Source organism: Williamsia deligens, assembly GCF_024171765.1.
In the GTDB taxonomy this organism is placed as follows: Bacteria; Actinomycetota; Actinomycetes; order Mycobacteriales; family Mycobacteriaceae; genus Williamsia_A; species Williamsia_A deligens.
In genome coordinates, this window is the sequence record NZ_JAMTCI010000001.1 from 1,839,709 (window position 1) to 1,863,111 (window position 23,403).

The 23,403-nt window shown below is 71.2% G+C and carries 18 protein-coding genes and 1 pseudogene; 11 read left to right on the plus strand and 8 right to left on the minus strand.

Features of this window, described 5'->3' with window-relative positions:
* The first annotated feature begins 19 nt into the window (after positions 1 to 19).
* Positions 20 to 1,921 carry a DUF2339 domain-containing protein gene (locus LX14_RS08875; RefSeq protein ID WP_301283185.1) on the plus strand — a complete coding sequence of 634 codons (1,902 nt, stop codon included), beginning with the start codon at positions 20 to 22 and terminating at the stop codon, positions 1,919 to 1,921.
* Between the two features lie 15 nt (positions 1,922 to 1,936).
* On the opposite strand, the gene LX14_RS08880 is transcribed toward LX14_RS08875, so the two are convergent.
* The 3 genes from LX14_RS08880 to trmB are packed head-to-tail and all read right to left on the minus strand — an operon-like array spanning position 1,937 to position 6,341.
* Complete coding sequence (locus tag LX14_RS08880) at positions 1,937 to 4,798, minus strand: MMPL family transporter (protein ID WP_253646855.1); 2,862 nt, start codon at positions 4,796 to 4,798, stop codon at positions 1,937 to 1,939.
* A 59-nt stretch (positions 4,799 to 4,857) separates the two neighbouring features.
* Positions 4,858 to 5,538 carry a PIN domain-containing protein gene (locus LX14_RS08885; protein ID WP_253646856.1) on the minus strand — a complete coding sequence of 227 codons (681 nt, stop codon included), beginning with the start codon at positions 5,536 to 5,538 and terminating at the stop codon, positions 4,858 to 4,860.
* Positions 5,535 to 6,341, minus strand: a complete 807-nt coding sequence (trmB, locus tag LX14_RS08890) for a tRNA (guanosine(46)-N7)-methyltransferase TrmB (RefSeq protein WP_372505370.1) — start codon at positions 6,339 to 6,341, stop codon at positions 5,535 to 5,537. The genes LX14_RS08885 and trmB overlap by 4 nt, the downstream gene beginning before the upstream one ends.
* 25 nt (positions 6,342 to 6,366) lie before the next feature.
* Here trmB and LX14_RS08895 point away from each other — a divergent pair, with 25 nt between their 5' ends.
* The 8 genes from LX14_RS08895 (at position 6,367) to LX14_RS08930 (ending at position 16,410) form a co-directional block, all read left to right on the plus strand.
* Positions 6,367 to 7,191, plus strand: a complete 825-nt coding sequence (locus tag LX14_RS08895) for a hypothetical protein (RefSeq protein WP_253646857.1) — start codon at positions 6,367 to 6,369, stop codon at positions 7,189 to 7,191.
* On the plus strand, positions 7,188 to 8,528 hold the full coding sequence (locus tag LX14_RS08900) for an amino acid adenylation domain-containing protein (protein WP_253646858.1): 1,341 nt from the start codon (positions 7,188 to 7,190) through the stop codon (positions 8,526 to 8,528). The genes LX14_RS08895 and LX14_RS08900 overlap by 4 nt, the downstream gene beginning before the upstream one ends.
* Positions 8,528 to 8,911: a DUF6802 family protein gene (locus LX14_RS08905; protein ID WP_253646859.1), complete on the plus strand. Its 384-nt coding sequence runs from the start codon at positions 8,528 to 8,530 to the stop codon at positions 8,909 to 8,911. Before LX14_RS08900 ends, LX14_RS08905 begins: the two co-directional genes overlap by 1 nt.
* A 180-nt stretch (positions 8,912 to 9,091) precedes the next feature.
* Complete coding sequence (locus LX14_RS08910) at positions 9,092 to 10,915, plus strand: phosphoenolpyruvate carboxykinase (GTP) (protein WP_253646860.1); 1,824 nt, start codon at positions 9,092 to 9,094, stop codon at positions 10,913 to 10,915.
* 98 nt (positions 10,916 to 11,013) lie between these two features.
* Complete coding sequence (locus tag LX14_RS08915) at positions 11,014 to 12,105, plus strand: esterase-like activity of phytase family protein (RefSeq protein WP_253646861.1); 1,092 nt, start codon at positions 11,014 to 11,016, stop codon at positions 12,103 to 12,105.
* Positions 12,106 to 12,219: 114 nt separating this feature from the next.
* Positions 12,220 to 12,999 carry an ABC transporter ATP-binding protein gene (locus LX14_RS08920; protein ID WP_253646862.1) on the plus strand — a complete coding sequence of 260 codons (780 nt, stop codon included), beginning with the start codon at positions 12,220 to 12,222 and terminating at the stop codon, positions 12,997 to 12,999.
* Complete coding sequence (locus tag LX14_RS08925) at positions 12,999 to 15,545, plus strand: ABC transporter permease (protein ID WP_253646863.1); 2,547 nt, start codon at positions 12,999 to 13,001, stop codon at positions 15,543 to 15,545. The genes LX14_RS08920 and LX14_RS08925 overlap by 1 nt, the downstream gene beginning before the upstream one ends.
* Before the next feature lie 70 nt (positions 15,546 to 15,615).
* Complete coding sequence (locus LX14_RS08930) at positions 15,616 to 16,410, plus strand: hypothetical protein (RefSeq protein WP_253646864.1); 795 nt, start codon at positions 15,616 to 15,618, stop codon at positions 16,408 to 16,410.
* 29 nt (positions 16,411 to 16,439) lie between these two features.
* Here LX14_RS08930 and LX14_RS08935 read toward each other — a convergent pair whose 3' ends face one another.
* On the minus strand, positions 16,440 to 17,213 hold the full coding sequence (locus LX14_RS08935; protein ID WP_253646865.1) for an NAD(P)H-dependent oxidoreductase: 774 nt from the start codon (positions 17,211 to 17,213) through the stop codon (positions 16,440 to 16,442).
* Between the two features lie 88 nt (positions 17,214 to 17,301).
* Between LX14_RS08935 and LX14_RS08940 the strand changes: the two genes are divergently transcribed.
* On the plus strand, positions 17,302 to 17,640 hold the full coding sequence (locus LX14_RS08940) for a winged helix-turn-helix transcriptional regulator (RefSeq protein ID WP_253646866.1): 339 nt from the start codon (positions 17,302 to 17,304) through the stop codon (positions 17,638 to 17,640).
* A gap of 12 nt (positions 17,641 to 17,652) precedes the next feature.
* Here the strand turns inward: LX14_RS08940 and LX14_RS08945 are convergent, their stop codons facing one another.
* Positions 17,653 to 19,209, minus strand: coding sequence for an HNH endonuclease signature motif containing protein (locus LX14_RS08945; protein ID WP_253646867.1), 1,557 nt, complete (start codon positions 19,207 to 19,209; stop codon positions 17,653 to 17,655).
* A gap of 75 nt (positions 19,210 to 19,284) precedes the next feature.
* Positions 19,285 to 20,049, minus strand: a complete 765-nt coding sequence (locus LX14_RS08950; RefSeq protein WP_253646868.1) for a class I SAM-dependent methyltransferase — start codon at positions 20,047 to 20,049, stop codon at positions 19,285 to 19,287.
* Positions 20,050 to 20,073: 24 nt separating this feature from the next.
* Between LX14_RS08950 and LX14_RS08955 the strand changes: the two genes are divergently transcribed.
* The gene (locus LX14_RS08955) at positions 20,074 to 21,282 is read left to right on the plus strand and encodes a glycosyltransferase family 4 protein (RefSeq protein ID WP_253646869.1); all 1,209 of its coding nucleotides are present in this window, start codon (positions 20,074 to 20,076) and stop codon (positions 21,280 to 21,282) included.
* Here LX14_RS08955 and LX14_RS08960 read toward each other — a convergent pair.
* Both LX14_RS08960 and LX14_RS08965 read right to left on the minus strand, forming a co-directional pair.
* Positions 21,219 to 21,689: pseudogene (locus tag LX14_RS08960) on the minus strand (nuclear transport factor 2 family protein); the annotation flags it as partial. The gene LX14_RS08955 and the pseudogene LX14_RS08960 sit on opposite strands and share 64 nt — an antisense overlap.
* Entirely contained in the window at positions 21,676 to 23,397 is a 1,722-nt protein-coding gene (locus LX14_RS08965) for an MmpA family trehalose lipid delivery protein (protein WP_253646870.1), read from the minus strand. The pseudogene LX14_RS08960 and the gene LX14_RS08965, both read right to left, overlap by 14 nt.
* Positions 23,398 to 23,403: the final 6 nt, after the last annotated feature.

Here is a 23,403-nt window from a genome sequence, read left to right on the forward strand (position 1 = left end):
CCGCGGCGACGATCGTGCGATGACCACACCACATCCCGGCGCACCCGGCCCCGACTGGACCGTCCTGGGCCGCGTCTCCCACGACTTCGGCGTCCTGTCCCGCCAGATGGCCCAGCTCGCCACCGATCTCGACGCCATGCACGCGGCGGTGCGCGCGCCCGCGCCCCCGCCACCACCGCAGCCGCAGTACGTCGCGCCGCCCGTGCCGACCCCGATGGCCCCTCCGATGGCCCCTCCGATGTCGCCGCGGCCACCGTCGCCCCCGCAGCCACCGTTGCCGGTGTGGCACCCGCAGGCGGGTCCACCGCCGCCGCCGTCGGGACCCAGGCCCGCGCCGCGGCCCGCGCCGCCCAGTCCGTCGTGGCTGCGACGGGCGGCGTCGGCGACCGACGGCCGGTTGGTCGGTGCGACGCTCGCCGTGGCCGGGGTCGGCGTGACCCTGGTCGGGGTGGTGCTGCTGCTCGTCCTCGCCGCCCAGGCCGGCATCCTGCGGCCGGAGGTCCGGGTCGCGGCGGGCGCGGTGTTCGCCGTCGGCCTGGTCGCCCTGGCGGCGCGGCACCGTCGACGGGGTGGCCGGGTCGGGGCGATCGCACTGGCCGCCACCGGTGTCGCGACCGCCTACCTCGACGTCGTCGCGATCACCCGCATCTACCACTGGGTGCCCGCCGCGGCGGGTCTCACTGTCGCCGCGGTGGTGGCAGGCGCCGGTCTGTTCCTCGCCCACCGGTGGCGGTCGGAGCACCTCGGTCTGACCGTCCTGGTCCCGCTGATCGCACTGGCGCCGTTCGTCACCGGTGGTGTGGACCTGCTGCTCGTCGGCTTCATGCTCGTGCTGTCCGCGGTCACCGTGCCGGTGGTCCGGGACACCGGCTGGATGTACCTGTACGTCGCCGGTGTGGCCGCGTCGGCGCTGTGGACGTCGGTCACCGTCGCCGCTGCTGTCGTGTCGCTCGGCGACATCGACGGCGGTCTGCTCACCGCGGGATGCGGTGCGACCGCGGCGCTGTGCCTGGCCGGGACGGTGCTGTCGGTGCCGCGGATCGGACAGCCCGTCGTGGTGGCGCTCGGCTCGGTCGCGGGCTGCGTCCCCCTGATCTTCTGTGGCGTCGCCGTCGACCGGATCCTCGCTGCCGCCGGCCTCGGTGCCCTCGCCGCGGTCCTGACCGTGCTGGTCGTCGCCGCACCGCGGATCCCGGGCACGACGGAGGTGCTCCGGGCCACCTGGGCCGTCCTCGCCGCGACAGCCGCGGTGATCGCCATCCCCGTCGGGCTCGGTGCGACGACCGCGGTGCCGTCGCTGATCGCGCTCGCGCTGGCGGTCGTCGTGGTGGGCCGCGGCGATCGCGTCGTGCGCGCCATCGGCCAGGTGATGACGGCGGTGGGTGCTCTGGCGTTCCTGGGGTGGTCGGTGCCGCTGCACACCCTGATCGAGCCCGTCGACGTCTCCGTGGCGCAGGCGATCTCGGCTGCGGTCGCCGGTGGTCTGCTCGCGGTGGCGGCCGGTGCCTGCGCATGGTCGGTGCCCCGACAGGCCGGTCCCGCGCCGGCGAGCGCGTGGCCATGGGTGGTCGCCGGTGTCGTCGCGCTCTACGGAGTGACCGCGGCGTCCGTCACCGTCGGCGTCGCCGCGGGCGGCACGGACCGCGGGTTCCTCGCCGGCCACATGGTCGCGACGATCCTGTGGGCGATCGCAGCGGGCGCGACGCTGACCCTGGCGGGCCGGATGCCCGCGGGGCCGACGCGGGTGGTGCCGATCGCGGCCGGGATGGCGCTCACCGGAGCGGCGATCGTCAAGTTGATCACCTTCGACCTCGCCACCCTCGACGGCGCGTTCCGGGTGGGTGCCTTCATCGTCGCCGGGCTCATCCTGCTGGCGGTGGGTGCGCGCTACGCACGCACCGTGACGACATCGGCGAGCTGATCCGGCGTGGCCCGCTCAGTCGGTGCGGTCGCGGCCGGTGGTGCGACGCAACAGATCCTGCACGCTGATCTGCGTCTGACCGTCGCGCTTGTGCCGACGTCCACCGTTGTCGGACGGCTCCTCCCGCGGGGGCTCGGCCCGGGGCGGTTCGCGCCGCGGGGGCTCGGGACGCGGGGGTTCCGGCCGACGCTGCTCCGGGCGGACCGACGGCGGGCGCGGGGTGTCGTCGCGGATGGCGCTGTTCAGTCGGATCCCGCTGTCGCCCAGGCTCCAGCCGCCGGTGTCGGGACGCGACTGGCGGGGCAGTCCGCCCGCAGGTCGTGGGCTGGGACCCGGCGGTCGCGAGCCGGGGCCCGTGGGCCGGGGGGCCGGTCCTGTCGGACGGGGGCCGGGTCGGGGACCCCCGACCGGTTCCCGGACGGGCTCTCGCGCGGGTTCGCGCGGGGGCGCGGGGCGACGGGTGACCGGGCGGGCGTCGGGCGGGCCCGCGGGGCGGGGACCGCCGCGCGAGGTCTCGGGGGAGGCGGGCGCCACCACGGCGGGCTCGGCGCGGCGCATCGCGGTGGTCGGGACCTGGGAGACGACGGTGCCCGCGTCGCGCTGGGCGTTGGGCACGATCGCGCGGCCGGGCTCGTCGACGAGGACGGTCTCGCCGAGTCCGATCTTGCGCTGGACGACCTGCATCCACCTCGGCGCCCACCAGCAGTCGTCGCCCAGCAGCTTCATCACGGCGGGCACCAGCAGCATGCGGATGATGGTGGCGTCGAGGATGAGTGCGGCGATGATGCCGAACGCGATGTACTTCATCATCACGATCTCGGAGAACCCGAACGCCCCGACCACCACGACCAGGATCGCCGCCGCGGCCGTGATGATGCGGCCAGTGTGGGCGGTACCGCTGCGGATGGCCTCGGTGGTGGTGGCGCCCTGTTGGCGGGCCTCCACCATCCGGGACAACAGGAACACCTCGTAGTCGGTCGACAGGCCGTAGATGATCGCGATGATCAACACCAGCACCGCGGACATGAGCGGTCCGGGGGTGAAGTTGAAGAGCCCGGCGCCGTGGCCGTCGATGAAGATCCACGTGAGCACGCCGAGTGTGGAACCGAGCCCCAGCGCCGACATGAGCGCGGCCTTGATCGGCAGCACCACGGAGCCGAACTGCAGGAACATCAGCAGGAACGTGACGACGATCAGCAGCACCGCCATCAGCGGCAGGTCCGCGAGCAGCGTGTCGATGGAGTCCTGCGTGAGCGCGGGGGTGCCGGCGACGTACATCGTGAGGCCCTGGGTGTCGATGCCGCGCAACGCCTTCACCGCGTCGGCGGTGATGTCCCGGTTGACCAGACCCGCCGACATCTGCACGACGCCGGTGGTGGTGCCCTCGATGGTCCCGGTGAGTGCGCCCTGGCTCGCGTCGAGGCTGAACTGCTTGGTGAAACCGGGGATCTTGTTGGCCTCGTCGGCGATCTTCTGCAGCTTCGCGCCGTCGGAGCCACTGTTCTCGTCGTAGCGGACGACGAGCTTGACCTCCTCGGTCCGCTGCGTCGGGAAGATCCGGTCGAAGTCCTCCTGCGCGGTGCGGAACCCGTTGTCCGGTGGCAGGTACTTCTCGGTGATGCCGCCGAACGAGATGTTCGTGAACGGCACGATGAGGACGAGCAGGAGCAGCACGGTCGGGATGGCGGTCTTCAGCGGGTGCCGCATCACCCATCCGGCCAGACGACCCCACGGGCCGTTCTCGATCTCCTTCTTGGGCTTCGTGCGCCGCAGGAACTTGAACCCGAGGGCGTCGATGCGGGTGCCCAGGATCGCGAGGATCGCCGGGAGCACCGTGATCGACAGCAGCGCTGCGAGTCCGACCGCGCAGATCGCGCCGTAGGCGACCGACTTGAGGAAGCCCTGCGGGTAGATCAGCACGCAGGCCAGCGCGGCGATGATGACGGTCGCCGAGAAGACCACCGTCTGGCCGGCCGTCATCACGGTGCGCTTGACCGCCAGCGGAGGTGGATACCCCTCGGCGAGTTCCTCGCGGAACCTGCTGACGATGAACAGGCCGTAGTCGATGGCGATGCCGAGCCCGATGAGCGAGATGACGGGCTGGGCGAAGAAGTTGACCTCCGTGGCCTGCGCGAGACCGTTGAGGATGCCTGTGGCGCCCGCGATCGTCAGGCCACCGATGATCACCGGCAGGACGGCGGCCACCACGCCACCGAAGATGAAGAACAGCATCAGCGCGACGAGCGGCAGCGCCACGAGTTCGGCGCGGGTCGTGTCCTTCGCGACGCCGTCGGAGATGGCGTTGGCGATGGGTTGCAGACCGGCGAGCTGGAACGTCGTGCCCTGGAGGCCGAACCGTCCGGAGATGTCGTCGAAGAACGGTTCGATGGTCTTGTAGTTGTTCAGGATCGTCGTGTCGTCGTCGCCCTTGACGCCGATGCTGATGAACGCGTGCCGCTTGGAGGCGTCGAACGTCTGGGCCCGGATCTGGGACAGGGCGGCCTGACCCGCGACGCCCGCGGCCGGCGCGAAGGGGTCGATGATCCCGGGATCGTCCCGGTTGACGATCGTCGGGTGGGCCTTGATGAGGGCGTCGACGAACGACTCGACCTTGGTGCCGAAGGCGGCGTCGTCGACCGTCGTCCCCGCCGGCGGTGTGACGAGGAGCACGATGTCGGACTTGTGGTCACGTCCGAACGTCGAGTCGGCGAGCTGGGATCCCTTCACCGACTGTGAGCCGTCGTCGAAGAACCCGCTCTGGCTGAGGTTCTTGCCGAGCCCGAGGCCGAAGATCCCCAACCCGCCCATCACCACGATCAGGACGGCGATCACGGCGAAGCGCAGTCGGTACACGAATGTGCCTATCGCTCCGAACACCGCTCACGTCCCCTCTCGTCGGTCTCGAACGCACCGAGTGTCTCACCGGTGCGGGCCGGTCAGTGCTGGCGGCCGCTGAGCAGCGCGGACAGCGGTCGGAACGGGGCCAGCCATGCACCCTCGTCCGGCAGCGACTCGAGGTTGATCCGCGGCAACGGCTCGCGGAAGACCCCCGCGATGTCCTCCAGGTCCACGAAGGAGATCACGTCGGAGGTGACCGCCCAGCTCGCATGTTCGCGGAAACCCAGCACCGACACCGGCACGCCTTCGGCGGCGATGTCCTCGGCCACGGTACGGAACGCCTGCCCGTCCGCCGAGGCGACGTACAGCCCCGCCAGCCCGACAGTGTGCCTGCGGAGCTCGATGTGGTCGAGCATGTCCGCGTCGACGTCGGAGTCCTCGGTGAGCTTCGGCTTGGCGAACACCGCGAAGCCGACGTTGCGCAGCGCCTCCACCCACGGCCGGACCACCTCGGCGGTCCCCGGCGCGATGTTGGTGAACACCGTCGCCTCGGGCTCGACGTCGCCCTCGTCGTCGCCCAGGGTGCGGGACAGCTGGGCGGTCTCGCCCAACAGCCACCGACCCAGTGCGTCGAACCGGGGGCGGTGGGCGGCGGTCGGGCGGCCGCCCAGGATCGAGCCCAGGCCCATGTCCAGGTTGGGGGCGTCCCACACCAGCAGCACCCTGCGTGCGGTGCTGGTGCCGGAGATGGTCTGCGCCACCGTCGACGAGCCGCTCATCGGGGACCTCCTGCGCTGTCGCGTGCCACGCGGCGCAGCACGAACTCGGTCACGTCACGGCCCTCGCGGTCCGCGCGGCCCTCGAACTTGGTGGTGGGGCGCTCGAGGGAGAAGGGGGCGGGACCGTCGAGGGGGACGAACACGTCCTGCTCGGCGAGGACCTCGGCGATCCACTCCGCGTACTCGGCGTGGTCGGTGGCGATGTGCAGGACGCCGTCGTCGGCGACGACGTCGGCGACGGACGCCAGGGTGCCGGGCTGGATCAGCCGACGCTTGTGGTGGCGGGCCTTCGGCCACGGGTCCGGGAAGAAGATGCGCACCCCCGCGAGCGATGCGGGCGCGAGCATCTCCCGCAGCACCACGACGGCGTCACCGCGGATGATGCGGATGTTGTCGATGTCACCCCGGGCGATCAGCCCGAGCAGCTGCGCGAGACCCGGCTTGTAGACCTCGACGGCGAGGACGTCGAACTCGGGCTCGGCCGCCGCCATCGCGGCGGTCGCGGTGCCCGTGCCGCAGCCGATCTCCATGATCAGCGGGGCCTCCCGGCCGAACCAGGCGCGCAGGTCGAGCGACTCGCCCCCGGTGTCGGCGGACGCCGAGACCGTGGCGTCACGACCGATGATCGGCCACAATGTCTCCCAGTTCTGCTGCTGGGCCGGGGTCAGGGACCCCCGTCGTGACCGGAAACTGGTGACGCGCGGGTACAGGCGGGCGCGGGCCTCGTGGTCGGCGGGCACATCGGACTCAGCGGTACGCGTCGAGCCGGTCTCGGGGATGTCCACGGTGCCATCGTGGCCTATCCGGCGGCGCGGATACAGCCGGAGCGTGGGAGAAGGGGAGCAGGTGGACCCGATCCTGTCGTCGGCGGTCGAGGAGATCCTGCGGCGTCACCCCGACGATGAGCGTGCGCGGCGGGCCCATCGCGTCCTCGACGGTCCGCTGCGGGTCGCGGTGCGCGGACGGCCCGGCACGGGTCGCGACACCCTCGCCCGGGCGCTGCGCGACCAGCTCGCCGTGGCGCCGATCGTCCCCGGCGACGACCTCGAGGACGCTGACGTCTGGTGCCACGCGCTGGTGGGGTGGCCGCGGTCGGAGGACCTCGACGAGCTGCGGCGGCTCCCTCTCGACCGCACGGTGGTGGTCCTCGCGAAGGCGGACACGCTCGGCGGGTGGGACGAGGCGATCGAGCGCGCCCAGGAGTGCGCGGCCCGGATCGGCATGCCGGTCACGCCGGTGATGAGCCTGTTGGCCTGTGTGGACCTGTCCGACGACGAGGTCGCGTTCCTGCACGAGATGGTCGCCACCGGCGAGACGGTGCCGTCGATGGCGGCGACGTTCGTGGTCGGCGAGTCCGACGAGCGGATGATGCGTACCCGACTGCTGCGCCGCCTCGACCAGTACGGGCTGCTCACGGCGTGCGACGAGATCGCCGACGCGCTCGCGGTGGGACGTCGGTGTGCGACGGCGCAGCTCAACGCACTGCTGGCCCGTGAGAGCGGTGTCGCAGCACTCCGGCCGGTGCTCGAGGACATGTGGCCGACGGTCGTCGTCCACCGTCGCGAGGTCGTCGCCGGCCTGCTCGACCGGATCGCCGCGAGCGGGGTCGAGCGCGACGCGATCGAGGCGACGCTCGCGGGGGTGCGCGGGTGAGCTCCGTGGTGATCACCGGGGTGCCCCGGTCCGGGGCCGCGACTCTCGCCGACGCTCTGGCGGAGGTCGACTCCCGGCTGAGCGTCGCGGTCGCGCGCCCCGACGCCGTGGGGGCGTCCGGCGCGGTCGTCGGGCTGCTCGTGGTCGAACCGTCCTCGATGTGCGGTGCCGACGACAGGGCCGCGCTGCACGCGCTGCGGGATGCGGTCGGGCATGTCGCCGTCGTCGTGACCAAGGTCGACGCGTTCTGGGACTGGCCCACGGTCGCCCGGTCGTCCCGGGCCGCGCTGGACCCCTACGAGGAACTGCCGGTGTTCGCCGTGTCCGCTGCGGCCGCCCTCGCCGGTGCCGTCGACGAGTCGGGGGTGGACGCACTCGCCGGGTGGATCCGCGAGCGGCTCATCGACGGTCGGGTCGTCCCGCGGCCGGCGGTCGACGACAGCCCCGGGCGGACGCGGGCCGACGAGCTCGCGGCGCTGCGTGCCCGGCGTGCCCGGGTGGTGCGGGGGCGTGACCGCGGCCGGACCGATCGTCTCGCCGCCGTGCGTGGCGGGCTCGGTCGGATCCGGACGTCGGCGTCGGCCGAGACCGTCGCGGGGTTGCGGGACGTCGTCGAGGAGTCCGACGCGGTGGTCGCCCACCTGCGCGGTGGCGGTGTCGCGGCGCACCGACGGTGGCTGCACGAACGGGTCGCGCACCTGCAGACGCAGGTGCTGGCCGGGGTCGACGACGAGCTGGACCGTCTGCGGGCCGCGGTGCTGTTGGGCGTCGAGCCCTTCCGGCCGGAACCGCCGGCTCCCGCGTCACCGATCGTGGTCCGGGACCCGCCGCCCGTCGGCGCCCCCACCGAAGAGATCGTCGGTGTCCTGCTGGGTGCCGCGTCCGGTTTCGCGGTCGCCCGGTTCCTGGTGGAGCCGTTCACCGAGGTGGAGGTCGTGCACCAGATCAGCACCCCGCTCGCGCTGGTCGTCGGAGCCGTCATCGGTCTCGTCATCACCACGGTGCGCCGGCGGGCGGCGACGCGTGCACGGGTGCGCTCGGCGACGAACGCCGCGCTCGCCGAGGCGCGGTCGGTGATCGACCAGGACGTGGCGGTCCGTCTCGCCGACGCCGAGTCGCTGATCAGCGGCCGGGTGGTGCGTCACGCCGAGCGGCGGGCCGTGGAGGCCGCCCGGGAGGTGTCCGCGCTGGACGAGCGCATCCGGGCGCTGGGCGGGGCACGGGATCCCGGCGGCACCCGGGGAACCGATCGCCGCCCCGCTGCGTCCAATGCACGGGAGGCCCCCGCCCCGGGAGTCCCTGAGCCCGCCGGACCCCGACGATCGGAGACGACCTGATGGACGTCCACACCCACCTCGACGGTCTGTCCGACCCCGACGACCACGACGGTCCCCTCGCGGGTGTCGACGGCCTCGACGAGCCGCATTTCGCCGCGGCCGCGCACGTCAGCCCGGCGCACGACGCCCACGATCACCTGTGGATCGCGGAGGGGGACCGGATCTGGGACCTGGGTCCGGCCGAGACCGACACCGACGCCGACGGCGTCGCGGACTCCCTGACCCGCGTCGGACCGGACGGCATGACCGTCTACACCGACACCGACCACGACGGCCGGGTGGACGCGATCACGGAGGTCCGTGGCGACGGTGAGGTCGAGACGCATCGTCTCGACGACCGCACCGGCGAATGGGTCCGCACCGACGTCGGTCGCCTGCGCTGAGGACAGCCCACGAGGACCCGCTGACGACGACCCGCTGGTCCCGACCGTGCGATCGGTCACCCAGGTAGAACACGTGGTCGGTCGCCCGGTAACCTGGACAAACCGACACTGCGGCGTGTCGGGGCGACATCTGCCGACCCGTCGACGCCGTCCGTGCCCGACGGCCACCAGGAGAGACGAATGACCTCGGCGACCATTCCCGGACTCGATCCCGACAGTGCTCCCACGAAGCACGCCGAACTCCTGCGCTGGGTGGCCGACGTCGCCGAGCTGACCCAGCCCGATCGCGTCGTCTGGTCCGACGGCAGCGACGAGGAGTGGGATCGCCTCACCGCCGATCTGCAGGCCGCGGGCACCATCACGAAGTTGAACGAGGAGAAGAAGCCGAACTCCTTCCTCGCCCACTCCGATCCCGCCGACGTCGCGCGCGTCGAGTCGCGGACGTTCATCTGTTCGCACCGCGAGGAGGACGCCGGCCCCACGAACAACTGGGTCGATCCCACCGAGATGCGCGAGACGATGACCGAGCTCTACCGCGGGTGCATGCGCGGCCGCACGATGTTCGTCATCCCGTTCTGCATGGGCCCGCTGGGTGCCGAGGACCCGAAGCTGGGCGTCGAGATCACCGACTCCGAGTACGTCGTCCTGTCGATGCGGGTGATGACCCGCGTCGGGCCGAAGGTCGTCGAGGCGCTCGGGGAGGACCGCTTCTTCGTCAAGGCGCTGCACTCGCTGGGCGCACCGCTGGAGGAGGGCCAGGCCGACGTGCCGTGGCCCTGCAACTCCACGAAATACATCACGCACTTCCCCGAGGAGCGCGAGATCTGGTCCTTCGGATCCGGCTACGGCGGCAACGCCCTTCTGGGCAAGAAGTGCTACTCGCTGCGCATCGCGTCGGCCATGGCCCACGACGAGGGCTGGCTCGCCGAGCACATGCTGATCCTCAAGCTGATCAGCCCCGAGGACAAGGCGTACTACATCGCCGCGGCCTTCCCGAGCGCCTGCGGCAAGACCAACCTGGCGATGATCCAGCCGACCGTCCCCGGATGGCGTGCCGAGACCCTCGGCGACGACATCGCCTGGATGCGGTTCGGTGAGGACGGTCGCCTGTACGCCGTGAACCCGGAGTTCGGGTTCTTCGGCGTCGCGCCCGGCACCAACTGGTCGTCGAACCCGAACGCCATGAAGACCGTCGAGGCCGGCAACACGATCTACACGAACGTGGCCAAGACCGACGACGGCGACGTGTGGTGGGAGGGGCTCGAGGGCGAGCACGACCACCTCATCGACTGGCGCGGACAGGATTGGACGCCCGACTCCGACGGCCCTGCGGCGCACCCGAACTCGCGGTACTGCACGCCGATGAGCCAGTGCCCGATCATGGCGCCCGAGTGGGACGACCCCCAGGGTGTCCCGATCTCGGCCATCCTGTTCGGCGGTCGTCGCAAGACCACGGTCCCGCTGGTCACCGAGGCGCGCGACTGGCAGCACGGCGTGTTCATGGGCGCCACCGTCGGCTCCGAGCAGACCGCCGCCGCCGAGGGCAAGGTCGGCACCGTCCGCCGCGATCCGATGGCCATGCTGCCGTTCCTCGGCTACAACGTCGGCGACTACCTGCAGCACTGGATCGACCTCGGCAAGAACGCCGACGAGTCGAAGCTGCCGAAGGTGTTCTACGTCAACTGGTTCCGTCGCGGTGACGACAAGCGCTTCCTGTGGCCGGGATTCGGCGAGAACAGCCGGGTGCTCAAGTGGATCGTGGAGCGGATCGAGGGCACCGCGTCCGGCGTGGAGACGCCGATCGGCGTCGTCGCGAGCCCGGAGGCGCTCGACCTCGACGGGCTCGACGTCGACGTCGACGACGTGGCCGAGTCGCTGTCGGTGAACGTCGACGAGTGGCGCGAGGAGATCCCCTCCATCGAGGAGTGGTTCTCGTTCGTCGGGGACAAGCTGCCCAGCGGCATCGCCGACGAGTTCGCGGCACTCAAGCAGCGCCTGGGCTGACCCGACCGACGTCCCGTGTCGCGGGGCGGTATCGGGCATGTCTCGTTTGCGACCGTTCACGACGCATCATGGATGCTGCATTCGGTAGCATCCGGTCCATGAGGCTGCGCCGTGTCGGCACCCCCCTGTTCCGCGTCGGATCGCTGGTCACAGCGCTCGTCGCCTCGGTCTCGGTGGGTGCGGGCGTGGTGCACGCGGCGCCGCCCGCGCCGGCCGGATTGCCGGCTCGGTACATCTCGACGCTGACCGTCCCCGACAACTTCGTCCCCGCGCCGTTCCGCTGGGGCGGCATCTCGGGTCTCGACGCCGTCGGTGGCGGCAACTACGTCGGTGTCAGCGACGACCCGGGGCGGTTCGGTCCGGCCCGGTACTTCCAGTTCCGGCTGCCGATCGCCGGCAACGGGATGTTCACCGGGCCCACCCCGATCCTGACCGGTGGCGGCACCGTCCTCGGGCCCCGCAACATCCCTCTGCTGCCCGGCCAGATGGACATGGAGGGCATCCGCAGGCTCGGCGGGAACTACGTCGTCAGCAGCGAAGGTGCTCGTCCCTGGATCCGGGTGGTCACCCCGCTCGGGCTCTACGTCCGCGACCTCCGGATCCCGTCGGCGTACATCCCCGGGCCGAACCGGGGCATGGGCGTCAACGACGGCTTCGAGGGGCTCGCGGTGATCCCGGGCGGCACCGTCGCCGCGATGACCGAGCGGTCTCTGGCCCAGGACGGGGGTGACCCGACCCTCGCCGCCGGCACCCGGTCCCGTCTGGCCGTGTTCGGTCCCAAGGGGACGAGCGAGTACGTCTACCGCACCGATCCGCTCGCGAAGGGTGCGAGCAGCCGGGCCAGCAAGGGTGTCTCGGAGATCCTCGCCGTGAACGGCACCGACTTCTATGTGCTGGAGCGTGGGTACGACCCGGCGACCAACCGCAACGACATCAAGGTGTTCCTCGCGACCACGCGCGGTGCGACACAGGTGGGCGGCCGCTTCAAGCTCTCCGGGTCGGAGACGGTGATGCCCAAGCGCCTCGTCTACGACTTCGGGATGCTGCCCCTGCTGCGCCCGGACAACGTGGAGGGCATGGCCTGGGGGCCGCGACTGGCCGACGGGCGGCGGTCGCTCGTCCTCGTCAGCGACGACAACTTCGCCACGCCGGGCCAGAAGACGAAGTTCCACGTCCTCGCGCTGAACTGAGGCCGGCTCCGGCCGGACCAGGACCAGCTCAGGGGTCTTTCTCAGGGTGTGCCCGGATGCCGTGACTACGGTGTCGGGCGAAGATCTCCCCATGCCCTCAGAGAGCGAGTCCCGATGAGCACCGACGACCGCGCCCGCAGCGCCACCGCCACCGTCGCGGCCCGCGCCGACGACGTCCGTAAGACCTACGGCGCCGGCGACACCACCGTCGAGGCGCTCAAGGGCGTCTCCCTGTCGTTCGCGACCGGTGAGTTCACCGCGATCATGGGCCCGTCGGGGTCGGGCAAGTCGACGCTGATGCACTGTCTCGCCGGCCTCGACTCGGTGTCGAGCGGGTCGGTGACGATCGGCGACACCGACCTGACGACCCTCGACGACAAGGCCATGACCCGACTCCGTCGCGACCGGATCGGGTTCGTCTTCCAGTCCTACAACCTGGTGCCGACCCTCACCGCGCGCGAGAACATCACGCTCCCGCTCGACATCGCCGGGCGCACGGCGGATGCGCAGTGGTTCGACACCGTCACCGAGCGGCTCGGCATCACCGCGCGCCTCGACCACCGGCCGAGCGAGCTGTCCGGCGGTCAGCAGCAGCGTGTGGCGTGCGCGCGCGCCCTCGTCGGGCGGCCGTCGATCATCTTCGGTGACGAGCCGACCGGCAACCTCGACTCCCGGTCGTCGGCGGAGGTGATGGGCATCCTGCGGGCCGCGGTCGACGAGTTCGGTCAGACCGTCGTCATCGTCACCCACGATCCGCGGGCCGCGAGTTGGGCCGACCGCGTGGTGTTCCTCGCCGACGGACGGATCGTGGAGGAGCTGCGGTCGCCGTCGGCCGACGACGTCTACGCGTTCCTGCGCGACCTCGACGACCCGGCACGTCAGGCCAAGCCCTGATGGCCGGTTCCGCGATGCGGCGGGTCTCCCTGCGGAACCTGGCCGCGCACAAGGTGCGTCTCGTGCTCACGGTGCTGTCGGTGGTGCTCGGGACGTCGTTCGTCGCCGGGTCGATCATCTTCACCAGCACCATCTCGACCGCGTTCGACAAGATCTTCGACGGCGTCGCGCTCGGCGTCGACGCCCGCGTCAGCCCGTCGCAGTCACAGGCCAACGGGTTGCCCGAGTCCGTCGTCGACACCCTGGAACGGGACCAATCGCAACTCGGCATCGATCGCCTCGTCCCGCGGTACACGGCGCCGGTGACCATCGCCAAGGCCGACGGCACGGCACTGCAGTCCGGTGGCGCCCCGAGCATCGGGAGTGCGTTCCTGCCGTCCGCGCAGTCGTTGTCGCCGACGGAGAGCGTCGTCGAGCCGGGTGGGCGTGCCCCGCAGGGCACCGGGGAGATCGCGCTGAACGCCTCGGCGGCGACGAAGGCCGGGCTGTCCGTCGGGTCGACCACCAAGCTCGTCGTCGGCCGTGGCTCGAGCGAACCGCTCTCCGTGAAGGTCGTCGGGATCCTCGACCTCCCGCAGGACACCGGCGGCTACGTCAACGTGCAGATGCAGCAGTCCGTGGCGCGCGACCTGTTCTCCGACGGGTCACCCGCCTACGTGGAGGCGTCCGCGGTGCCGGGTGTCTCGCCGACCGAACTGACACAACGCATCTCGCGGGTGGTCGGTGACGGCTACTCGGTGCAGACCGGGGATCAGGTCCGGCAGGAGGAGAAGGACCAGGTCAACAAGTTCCTCGACGTCTTCAACTACATCCTGCTCGGGTTCGCCGCGATCGGCCTCGTCGTCGGCACCTTCATCATCTACAACACCTTCGCGATGATCATTGCGCAGCGGGTGCGGGAACTGGCCCTGCTGCGGGCGATCGGAGCGGCTCGGACGCAGATCACGCGCTCGGTCCTGCTCGAGGCGTTCGTGGTGGGTGTCGTCGGCGGGGCCGTGGGCCTCGCCATCGGCATCGGGCTGGCGGCGCTGCTCAAGGCGATCACGTCGGCGAACTCCGGACTGCCCACCGCGCCACTGGCCGTCACGCCGTCCGCGGTGATCGCCTGTATGGCCGTCGGGATCGTCGTGACGATGGTCAGCGCCTACGCGCCGGCTCGCCGTGCCGCGCAGGTGTCGCCGGTGGAGGCGATGCGGGAGAGCCAGACCGACGGCGCGTCGTCGCTGCGTCGCCGCACCCTGACCGGCGCGGTGCTCGCCGTGATCGGTGTGGTGCTGCTGGGGGTCGGGACGTCCGGTCAGGGCGCGAAGTTCGCCGTGACCGTGGGTGCCGGTGCGTTCGTCATGATCCTGGCGGTGGTGTTCGCGGCGCCGGCGCTGTCGCGGCCGTTCGTCGGCGCGCTCGGCCGGGTGCTGGGCCGTCCGTTCGGCAAAATCGGGATCCTGGCCCGCACCAACGCCGTTCGCAATCCCCGACGTACCGCGGCGACCGCGTTCGCGTTGACGCTCGGTCTGATCCTGGTCGCTGTCGTGGGGACGTTCGGGTCGAGCCTGAAGGGCTCCATCGACGACACCATCGACAAGAACCTCAGTGCCGATCTGGTGTTGGCGACATCGGACCAGGGGTCGCTGCCGACATCGGTGGTGTCCGCCGCCACGACGTCGCCGGACGTGGCGACCGCGGTGTCGTTCCGGATCGTCGCGGCGAAGGTCGACGGCGCCGGGGTCACCGGCGTCTCGCCTGCGGGCGACCTGTCGAAGGTCGCGCCGTACACGATGCTCGACGGGGCGTCGCCGTCGATCCCGTCGGACGGGATCATCGTGTCGCAGAAGGTCAGTCAGGCGAAGGGGTGGAAGCGCGGCGACACCATCACCTTCACGGGATACGACGGCGCGGTGGTGCCCGTCCGCGTGACCGGCATCTTCGAGGACAACCAGGTGCTCGACCCGTGGCAGATGGGGTCGGGGGCATACGAGAAGCTCATCCCGGCCTCGTTCCGCGCCGACCGTCTCATCCTGGTGAAGGCCAAGGACGGTGTGTCCGTGGACAAGTTGCGCTCCGACCTGACCGCGGCGACCAAGGACTATCTCACCGTCCAGGTCGAGGACCGAGCCGAGTTCGCCGGGCAGGCGTCGTCGCAGATCGACCAGATGTTGGCCGTGCTCTACGCGATGCTGGGGCTCGCCCTGGTGATCGCGGTCCTGGGCATCATCAACACGCTGGCGCTGTCGGTGATCGAACGCAAGCGGGAGATCGGCATGCTGCGCGCGATCGGTATGGCGCGGGCGCAGGTGCGTCGGACCATCTACATCGAGTCGGTGCTCATCGCGATCTTCGGTGCGGTGCTGGGCGTGATCCTGGGCAGCGCGTTCGGTATCGCGGTGGTGCGGACGTTCAAGGACCTGGGCGTCACCCGGGCGGTGCTCCCGTACTCGCTGATCGGCATCACGCTCGTCGCCGCTGCGGTCGTCGGGGTGGTCGCGGCGGCCTGGCCGGCCGTGCGCGCCGCCAGGACCAACCCGCTCGAGGCCATCGCGGACGTGTGACGCGGGGGTTCGGTGCACACTGGAGGCGCCTTGAGCGTCGAGGCGTTCCACCGTTGCAGGAGGCCGCCCGATGACCGATCGACCCGACGACGAGCAGTGGCGTCCGGTCGACCCGCCGACGGAGGGTGCCGGGCCCTACCAGCCCAACCCCTATCCGCAGGGCGGGCCGTACGGCCAGGGGGATCCCTACGGGCAGGGCAATCCGCCCACACGGGCCTTCGATCCGTACGCGGGTGGTCAGCCGTACCCACAGGAACCCCAGTACGGGGGTGGCCCGGCCTACGGCGGCGGGCAGTACCCGGGCGGCCCCGGGTACCCGCCGCCGGGCGCGCCCTACGGATACGGTCAGCCGGCACCGGACGGGCCGCCACCGCCCGGGGGTGGTGGCGGCTCGTCGCGGACCCTGTGGCTGATCGTCGCGATCGTGGCCCTCGTCGTCGTGGTCGCGGTGGTGGCGGGGTACTTCCTCGTCAGCCGGTCGAACGGCGACGACTCGACAGCGGCCGCGGCATCCACGTCCTCGGTGCCGACCACCGACGACCTGCTGCCCACCCTCGACAACCCGTCCGCCGGTGCTGACACCCCGCAGACCAGCGCCTCGGCCGCGCCTGGGCAGGTCCTGTACGCGCTCAGCGGCAACGGCCAGGTGCTCGGCGTGACCTACACGGTGGGGACGAGGCTGAAGATCTCTCCCACGTTGATCTCGCCGCCTTGGTCGGTGGCGGCCACCGTCGACTCGGACCCCTCGCTCACCGCGGTGGTCCTCAGCGGGTCGGTCACGTGCACGATCTCCCGCGACGGGCAGGTGCTCACCACCGCGACCTCGTCGACAGGTCTCCTCCGCTGTGCGGCGCCTGCGGGCTGATCTGTGGGCGGCTCAGCGGCCGGGCGGCCCTAGAAGCGCGTGTGGGCTCTGTGCCCTGTGGTCGTCGGTGCCACGTGGTCGTGCAGGGTGTGGTCCTGTCCGTAATCCCCGCCGCGAAGCGAGCGGAACCCCAGGGGGCGCTCTCGACTCGCGCCGGTGATGCGATCGTGCAGCCTCCCCACCTCCGTCTCGACACGGTTCTCGGAGATCGAGTCGGCCTCGGCGATGAGGTGGGTTCGCAGCGGCGTCATCCCGGTGTAGTGGGCAGTGCCATGCAGAAGTGGCCAGAGGATGTCGTCGATGTCGCCGCTGATCCCTCGATCGCGGAGCGCAGTCTCCCTGTCACCGGCGGTGACGACCGGGAGGAGGCGTCGTCCGGCCAGGTTCCCGTCCCCGTACTTGCGGACGCGCCCGTTCTCGTCGCGGACACCGAACGCGAATCCGTTCGTGAAGACGCGGTCGAACCACCCCTTGAGGATCGCGGGCATCCCGTACCACCAGAGGGGGAACTGGACCACGATCAGCTGGGCGCGCATGACCCGTTCCTGTTGCGTACGTACTGCATCCGGCGGGGATCCGGAAAGGGTTGCAGCTCGTTGACGATCCGACAGCGTCCTCCCGGACGCAGCGGCGACGTCCTCGTGAGAGAGGAGGGGATTCCATCCCTCGGCGTACAGGTCGACGACCTCGGTCCGCCAGGATCGGTCGGGGAGTCGGCTGATGACCTCATCCCGCACAGCCGCGTTGAGGGACGTTGGCATCGGATGCGCGTAGAGCCACAGGATGTGGGAGGGATCGCTCATGGGGCCAACGGTGGTACGCCAGGTCTCGGCCGGCAAGTACTGACATTCTGGTCGCATACGGACTGTTTCGTAAGTGATGAGGTGAGCGATGCGCAAAGCCGTCGTGTCGGCGATGCAGGTGTGTCCCGTCGAGGTCGCTGTCGCGGTGGTCGGAGGCTCGTGGAAGCTCACCGTGGTCAAGAACCTGCTGGACGGACCGATGCGGTTCGGCGCACTCGGGCGGGCTGTCGGCCCGGTCAACCCCCGTGTTCTGACCCGCCAGCTGCGCGAGTTGGAAGCAGACGGCATCGTTCGCCGAGAGGTGTTCGCGGAGGTGCCACCGAGGGTCGAGTACTCCCTGACGGAGCTCGGCGACACACTGCGCCCGGCCGTCGCATGGCTGAACGAGTGGGGGGCTCGGTACACCGACGGCCGTGAGGCCCTGTAGCTGCGTCGGCGCTCAGAAGGGCGGTGGGTCGGCGTCCTCGGCGCGTTCGATGGCGCGCAGGTGTGCGGCGCGTTCTGTGTCGCGTCGGTTTGCGAGTGTGGTTCTCGCGGGGTGGTTCTCGGGTTTTTTGGGTGGTCCGAGGGCGGGGAAGATGTCGACGGCGGTGTAGGCGTTGCCGAGGAACATGTGTCCGGTGGGGGATTCGAAGAACGCCTCGCCGAGTGGTGTCTGGTAGTCGCGCCACCGTTTGTCGAACGTTTTGGTGCGGTGGTGGAACCGGCACAGTGGTTTCAGGTTGTCCCGGGTCGTCTGGCCGCCGGAATTTGGATTGTGGTGGTCGAACGGGGTGGTGTGGTCGAGGTCGACGTTCCATGCCGGTGCTGAGCAACCCGGGAAGGTGCAGCAGAGCTCCGAGCACCGAATCAGCGCGGCCAGCTTCTTCGACGGGACATAGGTCGACGCTGCTGAGGCGGCCGGTGCGGGGTCGTCGCAGCGCAGGAACTCCCGCTCGGCGTCGGCGAACAGTGCGCGCATGGTGTCGGCGTCGATGATCCCGCGGCCGTCGAGGTATCCGGGGTCGTCATCGTGTCCGAGCAGCGTCGACAGGTTCGCCACGATGTGAAACATCGGTCGCGCCGGACCCACAGCAGGTGTGCTCGGCTGAGCGGCAGGGGCATCGGTCGGCACGGGGTCGACATCGACATCGGTGGTGCAGGCATCGCAGCCGCACACGAGGTGATCCACCCCGGCGGCGAGAGCGATCAGCGCGTCGGCGCGCCGTTGCGCCCGGCTCCGTGGGTCGCCGGTGTGGACCGCACCGGCCATCGCCGACAGGCGGGTGTCGATGGCGGTGGCATCGATGTCGGGAAGTGTGGCGGTGACGCGGGAGGCGCCGGGCTGGAAGCGGTCGGGACGAATGGTGACGTCGCGGTCAGCGTGGACACGCTCCCGGCGCCGGACCAGTGCGTCGGGGTCGATCATCGCGACGATGCGATCGACCATCGCGATCAGCCGGGCTCGTGACAGTGGTGGCCGCTCGAACAGGGCCTGGGCGATGTGGGTGTCGACGATCTTGACCAGCTCGGGATCGACGACGAGTTTCGTGCGACCACAGATCAGCAGGAACCCCGCCAGGTCGATACGACCTACCGCCAACGCCTGTGCGGTGAACACCAACCGGTACCGGGCGGTGTCCCCGGCGACGATGTACTCCCGCGCTTTCGACGCCGGCACGTTCAGGACGGCACCGACCTCAGCGGTCGCACGCTCCAACCCATCTGGCCCGTATTCGGCTCGGGGGTCGCGTCCGGCGAGATGGTCCATCCCCGCGGCGAGCAGTTCGTCGAGCGACTCCCGCTGCCCGGAGTCGTGTTCGGCGACCGACACCAGATAGTCCTCGCACCGTTCGTCGTGGATGAGCGACGCGGCACACAGCATCCGATAGTCGGCTGACGAGGTGATCGCCCGACAATGCGACAGAACCTCCACCAACTCATGAGCGGGGAGCGCCGAGTCGGCAGCCAACGACGCCACCACACCCGAGGTGTCGAAGGTTGCCGTCTCGCTCATGTGTTCGATTGTACGGTCGCCCACCGACAAGACCCATACGCGCCGCCCCGCCTGTGGACAACTCGTCTGTCGGAGTCAGCGGGACTTGCGGAACACCAGAACCAGGTTGCTGCCCAACAGTTCTCGCAGAATCGGCACGCGCATGACCCGCCACATCCACGACGGGAGATAGCGGGGGAAGGCGCCGACGAGGACGGCCGTCGACGGGGGAACGGTCGCGGCCCACCGCAGTCCGTCGGCCGCGGTCACGCGAAAGAGACTGGTGCCGAACAGGTTCTTCGGTGGGTGTCCGTGACGCCGCGTGTAGAGGCGGGCGGCACGGTGACCACCCAGGTAGTGCGTCAGGCCCATCTCGTGCCCGCCGAAGGGTCCGTACCAGAGCGTGTAACTGATGACCGTCGTGCCGCCCGGGCGGGTCACCCGCAGCATCTCGGCGCACATCCGCCACGGATCTGCCACGTGCTCGACCACGTTCGACGAGAACACGACATCGAAGGACTCGTCGGCGAACGGGAGCGCCATCCCCGACGCGCGCACCGTGGCGCGGTGGGGGAGCCCGGCCGCGTGCAGCTCGGCGGGGTCCGGCTCGGCGGACACGTAGCGCGCGCCGCGGGACGCGAACCCCTCAGCGAAGTAGCCGGGGCCACCGCCGACGTCGAGGACACCCGCACCCGACAGGCCGTCGGGGTGCAGGTCGTCGATGAGCTCGACGGAGTCGCGGGCCAGTGCGGAGTAGAAGCGGTCGGGGTCGGGCTGTTCGTAGCGGAAGTCGTTCAGCAGGCCCGCGGCGCGCCGCAGCGTGGCCCGGCGGGCCAGTCGCGCGAGTCCGGGGGCAACCACACGCCACACCCTAGAGTGGGCGGCGTGTCGCCCGAACCCACCGTCCGCGAGGTGCTGCTGCTGTGCTGGCGAGACACCGGACACCCGCAGGGCGGCGGCAGCGAGCGCTACCTGGAACGCGTCGGTTCCGAGCTGGCGAGCCGCGGGATCCGGGTCACCCTCCGGACCGCCGGGTACCGGGGGGCCGCCCGCGACGAGGTCCGTGACGGTGTCCGCATCTCCCGCGGGGGCGGACGGCTCAGCGTGTACCCGCGGGCGCTCGTGGCCATCGCGTCCGGACGCCTCGGCCTCGGTCCGCTGAAAGGCATCCGACCCGACGTCGTCGTCGACACCCAGAACGGCATCCCGTTCTTCGCGCGGCTCGCCACCCGCGCGCCGGTCGTCGTCCTCGTCCACCACTGTCACAAGGCGCAGTGGCCGGTCGCCGGACGCGCGCTCGGGACCGTCGGCTGGTTCATCGAGTCGTGGCTGTCACCCCGCGTGCACCGTCGTCACCAGTACCTGACGGTGTCCGAGCCGTCCGCGGCCGATCTTCTCCTGCTCGGCGTCGACCGTGCTCGCGTCGCCGTGGTGCGCGCGGGTGCCGACGACATCCCCGCCGAGGTGCGCGGCCACGTCGCGACCCCCGGACACCGCCTCTGTGTGGTGTCGCGACTGGTGCCGCACAAGCAGATCGAGGACGCGCTCGCCGCTGTCGCCCGACTGCGTGTCGCGATGCCCGACGTCCACCTCGACATCGTCGGCGACGGATGGTGGGCGCCGCGTCTGCGGGCCGTCGCGACCGAGCTCGGGGTGGGCGACCACGTCACGTTCCACGGCCACGTCGACGAGCTGACCAAGCACCGGATCCTGTCGGGCGCGCACGTGCACCTGATGCCGTCGCGGACCGAAGGGTGGGGTCTCGCGGTGATCGAGGCCGCGCAGCACGGCGTCCCCACCATCGGTTATCGCTCGTCGCGCGGTCTCACCGACTCGGTCGTCGACGGCGTCACCGGGCTCCTCGTCGACACCCCAGACGACCTCGCGGCCGCTGCGGGCGACCTGCTCACCGATCGCGCGCGGCGCGAGGACCTCGGCGCCGCGGGACGTGACCGTGTCGCCGACTACTCCTGGCCCGCGACAGCCGACGCCGTGCTGTCGGTGCTGGGCGCGGCCGCGTCCGGCAGGAGGATCGCGGGTCCCGTCGAGAGGGAGAAGCTCGGCACGTCGGCCAGCGACAGCGTCGCCTCGTAGGTGCGCTGATAGCCGGTCCGGCAGATCCGCCACCCGTCGGCGGTGCGACGGTAGGTGTCGTCGTAGAAGGCGGCCCCGAACAGCATGAAGTTCAGGCTCGCCGCGATCACCCGGTCCTGCAGGTACCAGCGGCCCGTCGCGGTGTCACCGTCGACGTCGATCTCCGGGTGGCCGGCGTGGTGCTCGGTGATGATCACGTCCGACCCCAGCGACGACCGCATGAACTCGACGAGAGCGTCGCGGTCGGCGAACTCGAGCTGCGCCCCGTAGTTGCCGGTGACGTCCGGGGTCAGGGTGTCGGCGAACTCGTCCCACCGCTTGGTGTCCAACGTCCGCAGGTAGCGGTACTTCAACCGCGTGATGGCGGCGACGTCGTCGGCGGGGGTCGGGAGGTCAGCGTCGGGCATCTCGCCATTGGACCAGCCGACGCCGTGCCCCCGCGGCGATTCCGGCGGCGATCGTGGCGACCCAGACCAGGTGCGCGGCCCAGGACAGCGATCGCGACACGGTGCTCGCGCGCACGACGATCGGATCAGGGACGCGCAGCAGCGCCAGGTCGACGCCGTCGTGGACGCACCGGAGTCCGCTCACCGTCACGGCACCGCACCGAGCGGCTTGCGCGGGCTCCTCGACGAGCACCCACCCCACGCCGAGCCGGGCGAGGTCGGCTGCGGTACCGCCGTCGGCGACGACGCGATCCGCGAGAGCCGCCCGCGATCCGGGATCCGGCGCATCCACGGTCCGACCGTCGACGATCAACGACCCACCCGCCAGCACCGGGACCCGCAGCAGCCGTGCCGCCGGGTCCAGGGACACCGCGCCGCCGGTGAACGCGTACCTCCTGTTGGTGCCCGCCGGGACGGTGACCACGTCTCCCGACCCCGCCGGGATCTCCTCGGCGACGACGCGCCAGTCCTGCGGGTAGTCGACGGTGCGGACCGCCCCGCCGACGCCCCACGCCAAGTCGGGCAGCGGGGCCACGACGAGCAGGACCGCGACGCCCGCCGCCGCGCCACGCGGGATCCAGCGACCGACCAGCTGCACCGCAGCCGCGGCGGCCACCGCGTAGACGGGGACGGCGAGTGCGACGAACTTCCCGGTGTCGCGGAGCAGCCCGGCACCGGGGACCACATCGACGACACCGCCGAGCGCCGATCGGCCGGGGCCCGTCGCAGCGAGCGCGCACAGCACCAGCGTGACCACGGCGACCACCGACAACTCGACGATCAGCGGTGTCCGCCGACGACGCCACAGCACCGGGATCCCGACGGCGACGACCAGCAGCAGGCACGCGGTGGCCACGCCCGCCCAGCCGATCGTGCGGCTGCCGGGCACGGCGTCGGCGTTCCAGATCCCGGCCAGCCCGGCCAGGGACCCGAGCGTGCCCAGCCCGGGCTCGCCGCGGGCGGCGAACACCGCGACCGCGCCGGGATCGGAGGTGGTCGACGCCCCCGCCAGGATCGATGCCGTCACCCACGGCAGGTTCGCGACAGCAACGGCTGCGGCCGCGGACGCCGTCGGGCGGATCCGCCGCCGCGCGACGGTCGGTACGACGACCACCGCGACTACCAGCACGGCTGCCATCAGGCCACCGGTCGGTGTCAGCGCCGCGGCCGCGCACCAGCCGGCCAGGCGCAGCCACGACGCCACCCCGCCGGTCTCGCGACAGTCCAGACAGGCCAGGGCGATCCAACTCAATGCACCGAGGCCGAGCAGCAGACTCCACTGCCCCTGCAGCAGCCGCTCGGCGACGAAGGGATTCCACACCGCGACCGCCACCGCCGCGATCGCACCGGGCGTCCCCGCAGCGGGGAGGAGTCGCTGCGCGAGCCGACCGGCACCGGCGCCGGTCAGGACGAGTGCGAGCGTCGTCAGTGCCACCACGACGAGCCCGCCGTCGACGACGTGCGACAGGACGGCGACCGCCCAGTCCTGCGGCACCGCGCGGGCGGGGAGGTCGCCGAGGCCCAGGGCGGTGTCGGTCACGTGGCCGCGCGGCGTCGAGACGGCGTCGCGGTAGAGGAGGTACCCGCCCGACCACAGCGGCGCCACGATCAGCGCGGACAGGGCCCCCGACGCCGCCCATATCGCCCCGCCGGCGCCCCTGCGGCCCATGGTCGG